At 42.7% G+C, this 14,463-nt stretch carries 13 protein-coding genes; 9 read left to right on the plus strand and 4 right to left on the minus strand.

The window, feature by feature from the left end:
* Positions 1–39 precede the first annotated feature (39 nt).
* Positions 40–1,008: a UDP-glucose 4-epimerase family protein gene (locus ACJJIY_RS14490; RefSeq protein WP_445358164.1), complete on the plus strand. Its 969-nt coding sequence runs from the start codon at positions 40–42 to the stop codon at positions 1,006–1,008.
* A 30-nt stretch (positions 1,009–1,038) separates the two neighbouring features.
* Here the strand turns inward: ACJJIY_RS14490 and ACJJIY_RS14495 are convergent, their stop codons facing one another.
* The 3 genes from ACJJIY_RS14495 to ACJJIY_RS14505 form a co-directional block, all read right to left on the minus strand.
* Positions 1,039–1,590, minus strand: coding sequence for a hypothetical protein (locus ACJJIY_RS14495; protein WP_444897623.1), 552 nt, complete (start codon positions 1,588–1,590; stop codon positions 1,039–1,041).
* A 274-nt stretch (positions 1,591–1,864) separates the two neighbouring features.
* Positions 1,865–2,530, minus strand: a complete 666-nt coding sequence (locus tag ACJJIY_RS14500; protein WP_445358165.1) for a class I SAM-dependent methyltransferase — start codon at positions 2,528–2,530, stop codon at positions 1,865–1,867.
* Between the two features lie 505 nt (positions 2,531–3,035).
* Entirely contained in the window at positions 3,036–3,482 is a 447-nt protein-coding gene (locus ACJJIY_RS14505) for a hypothetical protein (protein ID WP_445354448.1), read from the minus strand.
* Between the two features lie 464 nt (positions 3,483–3,946).
* On the opposite strand from ACJJIY_RS14505, the gene ACJJIY_RS14510 reads away from it, so the two are divergent.
* The 6 genes from ACJJIY_RS14510 to ACJJIY_RS14535 all read left to right on the plus strand — a co-directional run bounded on the left by ACJJIY_RS14510 (position 3,947) and on the right by ACJJIY_RS14535 (position 9,873).
* Positions 3,947–4,303 carry a hypothetical protein gene (locus ACJJIY_RS14510; RefSeq protein ID WP_445354447.1) on the plus strand — a complete coding sequence of 119 codons (357 nt, stop codon included), beginning with the start codon at positions 3,947–3,949 and terminating at the stop codon, positions 4,301–4,303.
* 129 nt (positions 4,304–4,432) lie between these two features.
* Entirely contained in the window at positions 4,433–4,564 is a 132-nt protein-coding gene (locus tag ACJJIY_RS14515) for a hypothetical protein (RefSeq protein WP_445358166.1), read from the plus strand.
* 78 nt (positions 4,565–4,642) lie between these two features.
* Complete coding sequence (locus ACJJIY_RS14520; RefSeq protein ID WP_444897618.1) at positions 4,643–4,810, plus strand: hypothetical protein; 168 nt, start codon at positions 4,643–4,645, stop codon at positions 4,808–4,810.
* Entirely contained in the window at positions 4,774–5,037 is a 264-nt protein-coding gene (locus ACJJIY_RS14525; RefSeq protein WP_444897617.1) for a hypothetical protein, read from the plus strand. Before ACJJIY_RS14520 ends, ACJJIY_RS14525 begins: the two co-directional genes overlap by 37 nt.
* A gap of 1,440 nt (positions 5,038–6,477) precedes the next feature.
* A complete protein-coding gene (locus ACJJIY_RS14530; protein WP_445358167.1) occupies positions 6,478–7,977 on the plus strand; it encodes a vanadium-dependent haloperoxidase in 1,500 nt (499 codons plus the stop codon).
* A gap of 471 nt (positions 7,978–8,448) precedes the next feature.
* Positions 8,449–9,873, plus strand: coding sequence for a tryptophanase (locus ACJJIY_RS14535; RefSeq protein WP_445358168.1), 1,425 nt, complete (start codon positions 8,449–8,451; stop codon positions 9,871–9,873).
* Positions 9,874–9,977: 104 nt separating this feature from the next.
* Here the strand turns inward: ACJJIY_RS14535 and ACJJIY_RS14540 are convergent, their stop codons facing one another.
* Complete coding sequence (locus ACJJIY_RS14540; protein ID WP_445358169.1) at positions 9,978–11,717, minus strand: WD40/YVTN/BNR-like repeat-containing protein; 1,740 nt, start codon at positions 11,715–11,717, stop codon at positions 9,978–9,980.
* Positions 11,718–11,827: 110 nt separating this feature from the next.
* On the opposite strand from ACJJIY_RS14540, the gene ACJJIY_RS14545 reads away from it, so the two are divergent.
* A complete protein-coding gene (locus ACJJIY_RS14545; protein ID WP_444905558.1) occupies positions 11,828–12,490 on the plus strand; it encodes a hypothetical protein in 663 nt (220 codons plus the stop codon).
* Positions 12,487–14,457 (plus strand): alpha/beta hydrolase family protein, encoded by a 1,971-nt coding sequence (locus tag ACJJIY_RS14550; protein WP_445358170.1) that lies wholly within the window; start codon positions 12,487–12,489, stop codon positions 14,455–14,457. The genes ACJJIY_RS14545 and ACJJIY_RS14550 overlap by 4 nt, the downstream gene beginning before the upstream one ends.
* Positions 14,458–14,463 lie beyond the last annotated feature (6 nt).

A 14,463-nucleotide genomic window follows, 5' to 3' on the forward strand; every position in this document is an offset into this window, starting at 1 on the left:
AAACTAACGTGAATTCTACAGCTGAGAAATAGGCCCCCATTGAAAGGACGTATATTACTAACCGGCGCTAGTGGCTTTGTGGGAACCGCACTCTTGCCGCAGCTTCGCAAAGACGGTTACCAGGTTTTGCCGGTGTATCGCCGCGATGTTGAGGGTGGCTTTCAGATCGGTGACCTGTCAAGCAATACGGATTGGGCACAGGCGCTTGTCGATATAGATACAGTCATTCACACCGCTGCGCGCGTCCATGTAATGGAGGAGACCTCTGCTAACCCTCTGGACGAATTCCGTCGGGTGAATGTCGGGGGTACTATCAAGCTGGCACAGCAGGCGGCTTCATCCGGTGTTAGACGTTTTATTTATCTTAGTTCTATTAAGGTTAACGGGGAGTCTACCGACAACCGCTTGCCATTTAATGCGGATGAACAATGTGATCCTACGGATCCCTATGGGATTTCAAAGAAGGAGGCCGAAGACGCACTGCTAGAGCTGGCTGAGTCAACTGAGATGGAAGTTGTTATTATCCGACCACCTCTGGTCTATGGGCCTGGGGTCAAGGCGAACTTCCAAGCGATGATGCGTTGGCTTACCAAGGGGATCCCGCTGCCACTAGGGGCTATTCATAATCGCCGAAGCTTGGTATCTATCGGCAATTTGATCGACCTGATCCGCGTTTGTATTTCTCATCCCAATGCGGCAAACCAGGTATTTCTGGTATCCGATGATATGGATGTATCGGTAACAGATTTGTTGCGTGGTTTATCCCATGCCATGGGTTGTGATGCTCGACTATTGCCTCTTCCCCAATTCGCACTCACCAGTGCGCTGAAGCTAATAGGAAAGGGGGCAGTTGCCAAGCGCTTGTGCGGTTCACTACAAGTGGATATCACTAAAACCAAAGAGTTGCTTGACTGGACCCCCCCGGTGGCCTTAGGTGAAGGTCTGGCGGAGACTGCACAGGCATATTGCCAGGCAGGAAGCTCTCAGACCCCACAAAAGAGCACTTAGTCAACATTCATTGCCTACGGAGAGGGGTAGTCACCCCTCGTAATTGGCAACCGCAGCGTAAAAACCAAGCAAGTAGGTTGCTGGAACCTCAATGGTAGAGCTGTGCCCGGATCTTGCTCTCAGTTTAAGTTTGAGTTTATCTCGATTGCGCACCGAAGCCTGTATTTGTTCCTCAGTGAGAGCAATATCCAGAATCTCTTCAAGCATACATTCATTACCACTTACGCATTGAAGGACATTTTTGTTAATAGGGGCCGTCTCTACTGGTTGTCCGCTATTTAACTCCGCAGACTCATAGTGACGCCACGCCTTGCGATAGGTGATATGGATCTGTAGGTGGTACTTCGTTGGCTCGTTAGCAGCGGGTTCAAATGCGCGGAGGTTGTAGTAGTAGAGGTTTAGGTCAGAGCCATCAGTAGTGGCCTGTAATTTCGGCCCTGAGAACTGAGTACCAGAATTTTCCCCACTAGCTTGGATAGATACCGCCTGCCTGATTTCCCCTGCCGTTTTTTCCGAGAGCTGAGTGACTGAGCTACAGCCAGCCAATAAAACCGCTACCAGAGTTAGTGTGAATTTAGTCATGGGTCTTCCCTGTTTTCTTTTCACTTCTTTTGGGGCGGAAGTATCGCATAGTTGGAGTGCTGGCTGAAATTTTACGTAAATCTTTATACTCTAGGAGGGTAGCGGCACCAATTGACAACTTCGGAGGGAGCTTTTTAGTTGAAAATAATAGGGCACATTAGAGGGTAATTGGCTGCCTATTCAGTATTCTAGATTTTGTAAACAGGAACATCAAAAGGCGATATCTACTTTGCGATACTTAGCAAGATACCGCCTCTGCAAGCGAGCTTGTATTTCAAGCTGTGTAGATGGATTTTTTCCAAACAATGATAACCGAATCAGCTGGTACAGTTGTATTTTCAAAAGGAATTTGTTCTTCGTCAAAGCAATAGGATTCTACGGTATCAAAGCCCGCATTTTTCATAAGAGATTTAATTTCTTCCGTAGAGCGTATATGAAATTTAAATTGAGTAAAGGGTATTTTTTTGAGCGATTTATCTGAACGAATCCCAAAAATTGCTCGCCCTCCAGGTGAAAGCCAGTTGCTAATATGACTGAAAAAGCTTAATAAATCGTCGATAAAGTACAGAATATTAACTCCGATAACACCGTTAACGCTTCCATCTTCAAGACGGACTTCCAGGCAGTCACCACAAATTACTTCCGCTGCACACTGGCTGTCTCTCAGTGTTTCTCGAAGCTCGCTGGCCATAACTTCTGACATTTCAATACCTAAATAGTGCCCATTAATGCCTAATCCGCTCAATATCGGTAGCGACAGCGATCCATTACCTGGTCCGATTTCGACGATTGACTCATCTTCTTGCGGTGATAGTTTTTGAATAGCTTGATTGGTAATAATCTGATTGAAAGCACTCATTTTGTTGCCCATTTCAATGCCAGCCTTTCCCTCAGGGCATGAAAGCTGGTTTGCGATAGATTCTAGATCAAGGTTTTCCATTAGTAATGTCTTTGTTGTCAATTACAGTTATATTGCTTGGAGTATAACCATGAAGCTGAAATAATGTTTCTTTTTCTTAGTAGGGCTTTAGATTCACAAGTGAGAAGACTGAGGGGCGGAGTATAGCTCTGGCGCTCCAGCTGATAACTGAGAGGTGTCACAGACATGGGGGCACTTTCTTTTCTGTAACACTTTGTGGGGAAGTACTATTTAACAGCTTGGGATGTGGTTTCTACGCTGCTTTTCTCTGTACGTTTATTGATCTGGTAGTGCAGCCTAGATTGCCAATACAAGTGACACACGCCAGCCCGGTAGAGATTCTAGTGAGCTCAACTAATTTAGAATCTCTTTTGGATGCGAGTTTATTCGGAACACTGCATCGTCAATACGGATTTTGGGTATCTTGCCAGTTTTCACACCTTTCGGGAAGAAACGTCTCTGTAGACCATTCGTATTTTCGTTTAATCCATTTTCCCAGGAGTGATAAAGCTCTTCAATATATATTTTATACCCCAGTTTCTGTGCAATTGATTGCCCGACTTACTGTCTTCTTACTCTTGTTGGACACCCGACGAGTGAGCAACAACTTAGAGACTTGTTCAACTAAAGTCACAAGACGGCCATCTTGGCCGTAAACCGTATAGCCCTTCCAGTGGCCGAGCTCGGTGTTTCCATCAACAATCGTAGGCCGTTCTTCAATATCAATACGCTCCGGAATGAGCTTTGCTCCTGCCTCAGAACCTGTACGCTTTCGGTAGACTTTGCCTTTTCGTGGAAGTCGCGGTCTCCAGCGAAGCTGAGCTATCCAGCGACAAATAGTAGAATAACCGACCGTTTTATTACATTTCTCAAGCTTCATCCGACCAGCAACTTGTTCGGGGCTAGCGTTTTTTAGCTGATAGTCAATTTGCACCTTCATGGCGAACAAATTTGGTGTACTTACGAGCCCCATATCGTCTCTGCAACACCTGGCGATGAGCGCTTTCAGCACAAAAAGGGTGAAAGCGATTAAGTTCTAATGAGATAGTTTTGTTGGAGCGATTGAGATGTAGTGCAACGCCTCGAGCCGAATAGCTCTGTCCATTGAGGACTTCGATCTGCTATCGTTCATTCAAGGTCAGTTGGTTGGTATAGATTCTCATGAGGTTCCTGGCTTGTTTGTGTGGAAGCTAACCAGCCTACAGCCAGCTGGCCTCCTTCACTATCGCCACTTGTGTCAGTTATTGCGGGGATCTAGGCAGAATCTTGCCTGAAACATTACTCAGAAAAGAATGTTGATTATAGTGGATTTTGGTGGGCGCTTAAGAGTCGTTATTAAGTTATCAGGAGTAAATATAGGTCACAAATAGGTCGAGATATATATTTAAATGTAGAAACAAGTTTTGGTCATAAAGAGCCTTTTCGGATGTGGCGTATATGCGAGTTTTTGCCGAGGAATGTAGGGTTGATATTGCGCGAAATAGAGAGCTATTCGGGCTGCTTTATTCAAATAAAGGGTTGCCAAATATATTGTCTGACAAGGTTTGTCGGGAGTTCTATAACTATGTACGAGAGTCGGATGAAGATTTAAGAACACTGGGTTATGTCGATAGAAAAGATGCAGATAAAATTATTGCAGAGGGACGAGGGTGCTTTTGTCGGCATGACCATTTTATTGATGATTGGAAACAGAAATCCCTAGCCCATCAAACCTACAAAACTAATGTCAAAAGGGCTAAGCGGCACATGATAGACATAACTACCCTCTCTCCAAGCTTCAGCATTGCTGCTTAAAGAAAATAGCAGGTAATGAATAAATGACAGGGCCGTAATTACATAGTGAAAATTAGGGAGGGTGTTAGAGTGGATGGATTATTTTGAATTGTGGAATATCTTTAATGCCCGCTTGATATGCGGTTCGCTTTGATTGTGCATGAAGTGATGCTCGAGGAACAGCGCGGCGAGATTGACATCACTTTATCCCACAGTTACCTGGGATTCACGGCGGTTGACATGGTGCTATTTCAGGAGGGTGCTGCCGTATTGATAAAGTGAATATTGATCGAGTCGAGCAAAAATATGAACTGATTCACGACCGCAAAAGCGTCTACCAAAGCCAGCCTTTAGGGGGGCATGGCCGTACCGGATCAGGTTACCTTGATTGCGAACTCAACCTATACCGATTTTATTAATGCGCCAATACTATCCAGCGGCGACGATACCTATCTGGGTTATTACATCACCATCGCAGGCAGTAATAGCGCATGGAGCGACGCCACTACCCCGGCCTCTGGGCAATAGGTTACCTGCTTCATGTACGCCTGGGTACCGAAGCAACCCAGCGCTCATCGGGTATGGGCTTTGTCCTGTTGGATCGTAGCACGTTGAGCTATATCCCCACCGAGCGCTACAACGCAAACCAGACACTAACCTTCCACGCCACCAGTAGCGGCAGCTGTGTAATGACCACTACCAGCGCCAGCCATATTGAGTTGGCACCCACCAGCCCGATTTGCGGAATCTCATGAGAGCCACAGAATCCGTCGGTCACTGAAGTTGCTACGTAAAGAAGGCTTTGAAATTGGGCGCTATAGAGTTTGCAAGCTAATGAAAAACTTGGTTTGGCAGTAAAACATAAGAAGCAATTTACTCTAACCACAAATTTCAACTTACAGTTGCTGAGGATTTTCTGAATAGGGGTTTCTCATCGAGTACTAAAAATCAAGTTTGGACTACGGATATCACATATATCTGGACTTTGTAGGGCTGACTATACCTCACGGTAGTAATTGATCTTTATTCATGCCGGATTGTTAGTTGGTGCTAAGATCGTTAGATAATGACGGCCCAGGTAAGTCATGCACTGAAACAGATATGAGGGCCTATATTGCTTATTGCAATCCACGCAGAATGCATACAACACAGGGGGACATAGCCCCATCGAATTTGAAAGACGTGCTTGAGAAAGCGTCCGGTTATAGTTGACCGCAGCATCTGACCGCACTCAAAAGAAAATGCTTTTGATAATGCTGAACCTAATCCATTGTTGGTTGGCTTATTTCTGAAAGCTACTATAACTGATTTTTCCAGAGCCTTTCAGATGTGTATGTAATACTTTCACGTTTAGACCTTCGCTTATTGGTGCATTGTACTAGCAAGAATGGCACTAAAGTATAAAGTTATCGTTCATAAAGTTCTTCTTGCTAACTATTTTTACTCTTTTTGAGAAGGAGTCTTTTGTTTCGATCGATCGAGAGTGACTGTTTAAGAGATATCGTGTAAGCACCTGTAACTCCCTAGTTAACATAATTCTAGTATAATAAAATCGAACGGTGGATGCTGTTATATATGGCTACAACGACAGTCCCACGTTATTCATTTTCGGGTTAATTGTGCTGTAAGTATTTGGGTGCTCATAAAATAAGATCAATATATCTAATATCAGTAGAAAGTATAATTTAGACAATTTAATGGAAATGTGCTGGATTTACAGTGTTAAGTGCTGCTGTGTTAGTGTTTTTACTGCTATCTGTGTTGGGCTGGCTAATGTTTGTTGAAAATATGTGGTTAGCCAGCAACCCATTTAATCCGAAAAACATTTACTAAAACATAACCTTTTGACTTTGCAGTTTGCTAAGAGAAAACACTGGTTTCCGATATTTGAAAAAACTTGCCAATAATTTGAACCTCAAAAATTACTGTTTCCGTGAACTGGCATCTTTACAAGTAATTACTTTGTAAGTAGTTTCAAGGGCCTGCCTTACTTGTTGGTTTAAATTTTAGGGCCTGATAATTCAGGTGGCATTGACATTAGAAGAATATCGAGAATTATGGTCATTTACTATTGAAATGGGGGAGGGTATAGAGAACAGTCTATTTTAAAGTGTTTTTAGGTGTTTATCATTAAAAAGTGATCGGTAGTTAGGATGCTACATTGGTCACATGGATATAGCAAAAAGGAAAATCCAATGCTAAAAGATGTAACTTATAAAAAAGCTTTAAAAAGTATTATAGGATTAATATTTGTGTCAGCAAGTTGGCAAGCGCAGGCCATCAGTTGTCCTCAGTTAGAGGACGTTTCATTGCCTCCAAAATGTAGCTCTGAAGAGCTAGGAACTTGTAATGTTGCGGTACAAAATATAATCCCAGCTGCAGCCTGTGCAATCTTCGAAGTGTCTCCGGCTGCAAATGATGCGACGTTGGTACTCCGTTTTACGACGCTTATCACTAACTCCTGGTTTGATGCAACAGCGCCTTATCATCCGACAGCAAAGGGCGTTTACTCAGATATTAGTCGAATGACAGAGCCGACAGATAATGCTGAGTTAAATATTGCATTGACCTATGCTTCCCACAAAGTACTAAGTGGTTTATTTCCCCATTTGGTATCTGAATGGGATGATATGCTAATTGAGCTAGGATTAGACCCTGAAAATATTTCAGAAGATACGACGACACCAATTGGTATAGGGAATTACGCTGGTAGAAAAGTTCTGGAAGGACGTGTCAATGATGGGATGAATCAGTTAGGTAATGAAGGTAACCAGCTTTATCATCGCTTGCCTTATGCCGATTATACTGACTTTAAACCCGCTAATTCTGCCTACAAGCTGCGTTTTCCATCAAAATGGCAGCCGGCAGTTTTAATGGAGCGACCAGGCGTATTTCGGGTTCAGCAGTTCGTAACTCCTCAAATTGCCTTGACTACGCCCTACAGCTACGAATCTCCTGATGAGTTCACTTCACCGATACCAATTAAATCCAAAATTTGGAACTACCCCAGTTACGTAGCGCAAGTAAATGATGTATTGGCTACATCAGCGAATTTAACTGATGAGCAGAAGATGAAAGCTGAGCTATTTGACATGAAGATATTCAGCTTAGGCTTCGCTGCCGTTTTTGCATCTGAATCTCAAGGTTTATCCCTGATGGATTTCATACACTATGACTTCCTGACTAATATGGCAGCTTTTGATACTGCAATTGCGATTTGGAAGGAAAAGCGTCGCCATAACTCAGTAAGACCTTTTTCTGCTGTTCGGTATATCTACAAGGATGAACCTGTAACGGCTTGGGGGGGCGCTGGAAAGGGAACTGTAAATGATTTGCCCGCCAGTCAGTGGACTAGCTATCTGCCTGTAGCTGATCATCCTGAGTATCCCTCCGCATCAGCTAGCTTTTGTGCTGCGCATGCCGAGACAAGCCGCTTGTTTTTACCTCAAGGCGATACTTTGGGATATTCTGTAACTGCGCTGTCTGGCAGCTCTCAGATTGAACCTGGTGTAACACCACAAACTGACTTGAATCTATATTTCCCTACCTGGACTTCATTTGAAGAGGACTGTGGTAACAGTCGTGTATGGGGAGGTGTACACTTTGAGCCTTCAGTACCTGCAGGGCAGGCGATAGGTCATCAAGTGGCACATCGTGCTTTTCAGTTTTACCTCTCAAAATTAGAAGGTAACTAAGAGAGATGACGTGGGGCAGAAGAATCACTAATTGATAAGCTCTAATCCAATTAGTATCTTCTGCCTCATTTATAAGTTAGATGTTTCTATTCTGGGACCTCTGTTCATCAATGTTTAAAATGTGAGCTAAGTTGTCATTAGATAATCTTTTATCTCGATACTTGGGAAATCTAGAGTGGCTTCCGGTCACAAGAAATGTGAACCTAAGAACCCGATAATAAGTTCACTCAAGTGACTGAAAAGGCCATATAGATAATGCAGCCTATTGTACCATAAGTTAAGAAGTGAAATACTTGACAATCATTTTTGACAGAGGAGTCTGAATCTCAGTAGGGGACAATATCCCGTTGAAGTATTTCTGCAGTTTTTAGATGTTTTACAGGGCTTAACTTTAATTAAAATATAATTCGGTCCTGTTTCTCTTATACTAATTACTTTACTTATAATAATTGGATTGTTATTGCCTGCAGTATGGCAGGTATTGTTAGGATAATTGTGATGAAGCGAATCCCTGAACCCTTCCGTATAAAAATGGTTGAGCCGATCAAGATGACAACCTATAAAGATAGGGAGGTTGCACTCAATAAGGCTGGATTAAATCCGTTTTTACTGCGCAGTGATGATGTCTATATTGACCTATTGACAGATTCAGGTACTGGTGCAATGAGTGATAATCAATGGGCGGGTTTGATGCTTGGTGATGAGTCCTATGCCGGTAGCCGAAACTACTACAATTTGTGCAATGCAGTAGAGCATTTTTTCGGGTATAAATTGGTTGTTCCTACACATCAGGGGCGTGGAGCAGAACAAATTTTGTTTCCTGCTCTGATTGAGCGTATGCGTCAAGTGCGTGGAGGGACGGAGCCTGTATTTATTTCAAATTATCATTTTGATACTACTGCAGGGCATATAGAGTTAAATGGCGGAAAAGCAATTAATGTGGTGGATAAACGTGCTTTTGATACCACGACAGCATACGACTGGAAAGGTAACTTTGATTTACAACGCCTTGTTGCCACTATTGAGGAGCACGGAAGCCACAATGTCTGTGCGATTATAACTACTGTGACCTGTAACAGTTCTGGTGGTCAGCCTGTGTCCATGAAAAATATGCAGGCAGTTTATGAAATTGCTACTAAGTATGATATCCCAGTGGTAATTGATTCGGCTCGATATTGCGAAAATGCTTACTTTATAAAGCAAAGGGAAGAGGGGTATCAAGAGAAATCGATTTTAGAAATTATTCGCGAGATGTATCAATATGGGGACATGTTGACAATGTCCGCAAAAAAAGACCCTATGGTAAATATTGGTGGCCTTTGCTGTATTCGAAACAATGAGGAACTGTTTCAAGCCGTACAAACCCGCTGCGTCCCTATGGAGGGTTTTGTGACCTACGGAGGGATGGCTGGTCGCGATATGGAAGCGCTGGCCCGGGGGCTCTATGAGGCTGCCGATGAGAGCTATTTGAACTACCGAATTGGCCAAGTGGCCTATCTGGGAGAGCGATTGAGATGTGCTGGAGTACCCATTCAATATCCCACAGGTGGGCATGCGGTTTTTGTAGATGCATCGAAGATTCTTCCCCATATACCATCAGAGCAGTTTCCGGCACAGGTGTTAACCAATGCGCTCTATCTAGAAGCGGGAATCAGGGCTGTGGAAATTGGCTCTTTACTTCTTGGGCGGGACCCGGATACCGGTGAACAAAAGAAAGCAGATCTAGAATTAATGCGGCTTACTATTCCACGTAGAGTCTATACAAATGACCATATGGATTATGTAGCAGATGCGATTATCGAACTTAGCTCGCGGGCCAATGAATTGCGGGGGTTAGCTTTCGAGTATGAGCCGCAAGTTCTACGACATTTTACTGCTAGATTTACAGAGACTTGAGCTATAAATAACTATTTTTTCTATTATAGTAAAACCATTCTGTAGTATATTTTACAGCCAAAATAAGGTGGATACATTGGATATTTGTATCCACCTTATTTTTTCTAGAAATTATCTTGTTGTCTTACCTGGTTCCAGCTGGCCCCTAAGTCGGTTGATTCGTAGAAATCACCATTGGCACCATCGCAGGAAACTAATAAACGATCGGCAACCAGAGGAACTATAGATGTACAGTAATCTGTAGGTGGTTTATTGTCTGTAGATATCCAGCTTTTTCCGCCATCCGTTGTTGTTAAGATTCTGTTTTCTGTTTCACTTTTCCTACCGGAAAAGTTACTTTGTGAAAAACCAACAATCGCAACGGCTTCATTGTCAGTTGAGAACCAGGGAACGGATCGAAATGTGAAATTTCTATTTATACAGCGATTTCTGGAAGATTTGCTCTCTTTACATTCTTTAATATACGTAGTTATTTTATCCTGGTTGCCATTTTTATCAATTTTGTAATAGGTTGGCTTTCCTGTCCAAGACCAGAAGCCAGCTTCCTCGACACCTAACTGAACTGCACCTGCGTCAACAATTGCATTTAGGTCAAAATCATCTACTGTTTTTTCAATCATCCAACTTTCAGGATCATAGATGAAGATTTCGCTATTGATTGGAGAAAATATAATACTTCCATACGTTGATTGCTCACGGACAGTTATGTAATTCTGGCCGTTGAATTCAAAAATAGTTGTATTATATATATGTTGGTCACTTTTGGTGTGAGCTTTCATTTCCCCTATTTTTACTTCTGCAATATGCTTCCATCCTTGACCTGATCTTGAGGAGTATTGATTCAAAAGTTTCCACTTTACTTGTGAATTTGCTACTACTCCCCTATAGATATTCACTTCGAAGTCGCGAGTAACTAGAAGTTCTATCTCTCCTGTATCTAGAAGTTTCAGGTTTTCAATGTGAGCATTATGCTCCAATGATATGTCTAGCCAATCCCCTTTAGCAGAGCGCCAGAATAGCGCGCCTTCACTCCCCCCGACTACTAGATCACCATGATTATTTTGTGCGATAGCCGTTAGTTCATGATTGGTGTCAACAGCATCAAGCTCCCAGTCCCCGTCGGGAGTACGTTTCATAAATACGCCGACCTTTCCAAGAAAGTAGATGGAACTATCAGGGGAAATATACTCTTCGCTGTATGTCAGAGGATTCTGTGCAATGGATATATAAGCTGACTCACGCTCTTCATCATTTTCATCGATATGCCACCCGTTGATTGATTGAGGATCGTATTTTATGAATGGAAAGTGCTTTGCAATTACCTCCCCTTCTTTTGATTCAGGCGCGCGAATCAAAAGGTCAAGGTATCTGTCACCTTGTGGCTTTGGATAATAGATCAAAGTACCAAGATCAGTGACCTCACCCTGCGTAACTGAAAAGGTCCCCAGCTTCTCATCTGCACTTACGAAACGGCTGTACCATCCATTACCGTTTGAATAGAACGCCCGAATGCTACTAATAGAGTAATTCCCTGGTTTGACAGAAGAGGCAAATACAGTTGTACCATTTAGCTTTGGTCGATCCGCAAGGAGACGTTCAGGTTTTATGGCCTTAGACTCGTTTAAGTTTTCCGGGTTAATTGTGAGTTGATTAAACGGCAGGGCAACTCCAGATGCGTTAATGATTCGGGCGACAACAATTCCATCTTGTTCGTTAATAGGGGTGTCTTCTTTCAATGCCGGTAGCATATTAACTTGCACCGCACAACCTTGTAGAAATAATAAACAGACCGTTAAAAGAAGTGGGCAAGACTTAACGTACCTGAGAGCGTTCATCCCTGACATATTATTCTCCATAATTAGAACCAAAGCTTGCCAATTGTATTGCATTTGGCTCTGAGATAGTATTCAAAACGTTGTCACTCATTTATAAATAAACATATGGAAGTGTTATTTTGACACTAAATTTAAGAAGCGTGATGCCGATAGGCTATCAGGCAAGTGGAGTTAATACTCTTCTTAAAGGCATAATATTTGCGGCAATCCTTGTGTCTGAATCAGTAATTGCTCGGGCGCTGTCATTGGTACCCTATGATAGTCCGCCTGAGTTAGAGGGCGGGCGTGGGTATGTTTTGGTAAAGCTCGATGTAGGAGGTACTGCGCCCTCAATAGAGTTTGCTAAGATGTACGCTAATGGAAATAAATACCTGCTGAGTGGGCAAAAATATAAACTGCGAAAGAAAGGTCGTTATAAAGTCAGCCTCAAGGATAAGTCCGAAGGCTTTTACCTGATGACAGTCCCTGCTGGCCTGTACCAAATTACCCAAATAAATGCACCTTACTTCAATCTTCCCTACAAACTAGATACTGCTAAGCGGCGCACATGGCGTTTTCATGTGGAAGCTGGAAAAACAAATTATATTGGCAGCTTGTTTATAGGTAAGCAAAGAAAGTCAGATACGGTAGAGGTCTATTTCAAAAATCGAATAGCAACAGATTTAGATGGAGTTCAAGAAGCCTTAAACTCATTAACTGAGTTGTATCCTCTGGTATCTGGTGCGGGAGTGCAAGATGAATTCTTGCAAAGTTGGTTAAGTCCTCTGGAGATAAATCAATGATTGTTTTTTTTCGAGGGGCTTTATTGGTTTTGTTATGCATTCTGGTGAAAATTGGTCCAGTAGTAGCAATGCCAGCAGAAAGCTACTTTAAATCGGTTGATACTATAACAGCACAGGTTAGTCCAGATGGAAGGTTGGTAGCGTCCATTAAGCAGAGTGACGCTAGTCAAAAGTTAGATATTTGGAGTCGTAAAGATGGATCTAGTCATACCCTAATTGATCTCGAAACATTGACTTCCAGGGATGCATCAATTCAATTTATCCGTTGGGTTGGCCCAAAGTATCTTGTTGCCCAGTTTAAGGAAGTCAAGATGGGTGTTAAAAATTTACTAGATACCAAGCCAGCTTATCGACTATTAGTGCTTGATGTATCAGGCTCCGAAGGCCAGCCTCCAGAAATATTTGAGGTAAAAACGCCGGGTTGGTTGGTCCATGCGTTGCCAAACAGGCCGGGCCATTTTCTGTATGCAAAAAGTGGGATTTACTCCAAGGTATACAGTATTGACGTATCTAAGCTTAACCGATTTAAACAGAAAGCAAGTAAACTTTTACGAAAAGATGGAGGCCAGTTTACAGTTCAGAATGAAGTGGCGTCGGTTGAAGGGTATGCGATACGCTGGTTTTTTGATCCATCAGGCCAGCCAAAGTCCGTTTTGTTTTTCAATGACAGCAAGCTTCATCTGAGTAAAGTTGTTGATGGAAACTCTACCGCCCCAATAAAGAGTTGGTCTGAAGAAGAGTTGGAAGAGGAGCCCGCTCCCGGAGCAGAGCATGGAGTCCTTATTCCGGTGTCTATAAGTTCAGAGCCTGGAACTTACTTTTGTTTAGATACTAATTCGGAGAAAGATCGGGTAGTTTACCGCTGCAATTTCACTAGTGGAGAACAGAGCATAGCTTATCGATCTGATAGCTACGATATTATCGATCTGGTAATAGAGCAATCGACAGGGGAGTTGATTGGTGTAAAAGTCGTTCATAATGGACGGTTAGAATATCAATATATTGATGAGGATAGACAAGAAAAAAATGGCATGGCGAGTCTACTAAAAACAACAGTAGGAAGAAGCCTCGATAGTACTATAGAACTTTACTATAGTGAGAGCCACGGCCAGCCAGGACGTTATTTCATTAGCAGGAAAAACCAGAAAATTGACCAGCTAGTGGCCTCAAAATTTCCACATTTAAATGATCAGCTTGAGAGTCGCCAATACCACGAGCAGGTTAAAGTGGAGGGATTGGATATTCCCTATATATTGACCATGCCAAAAGGTAACGGGCCATTCCCTCTTATAGTTATGCCACATGGTGGTCCTCTTGGCGTTTTTGACCATCAGTATTTTGACTACTATACACAGTTCTTTGTGGCGAATAATTATGCCGTTTTAAGGGTGAATTATCGAGGGTCGAGTGGTTATTCAACTGAGCTGGAGGAAGCGGGTGTTCACCAGTGGGGTAACTTAATGCTTGAAGATATATTTCAAGCAACAAAGGTGGTAAGTGACCGAAGCGATATTTTGTCTTCGGAAATTTGTTCTGTTGGAATGAGTTATGGTGGATATGCTGCACTAATGATGGCTATCAAACACCAGCAATTGTTCCGCTGTGCAGTCAGTGTGGCCGGTGTCACAGATGTTAACCTCTACCTGAACTCACCCTATGCAACTGAGGCTCAAAGTAAGTGGATGCAGGAGAATGTTGGAGATACTGTTAAAGACTATGGCAAACTGAAGGACATTTCACCGGTATATCTGGCACAAAACCTTCAAAGGCCTGTATTTATTATTCATGGTGAGAAGGATGAAACTGTTGATGTTGAACATATGTACCGCATGAATATGATGTTAAGTAAGTTTGATAAGGACTATGAGTGGAAACTATATCCAGATATGGCTCATGGCCCTACTGATAGTGAGCACCATAGAGCTATTTTTGGGTCGATCATCAGTTTCCTTAAAAAGAACATGTAGGTTTCT

Source organism: Microbulbifer maximicatervae (SeqCode), from assembly GCF_052468155.1.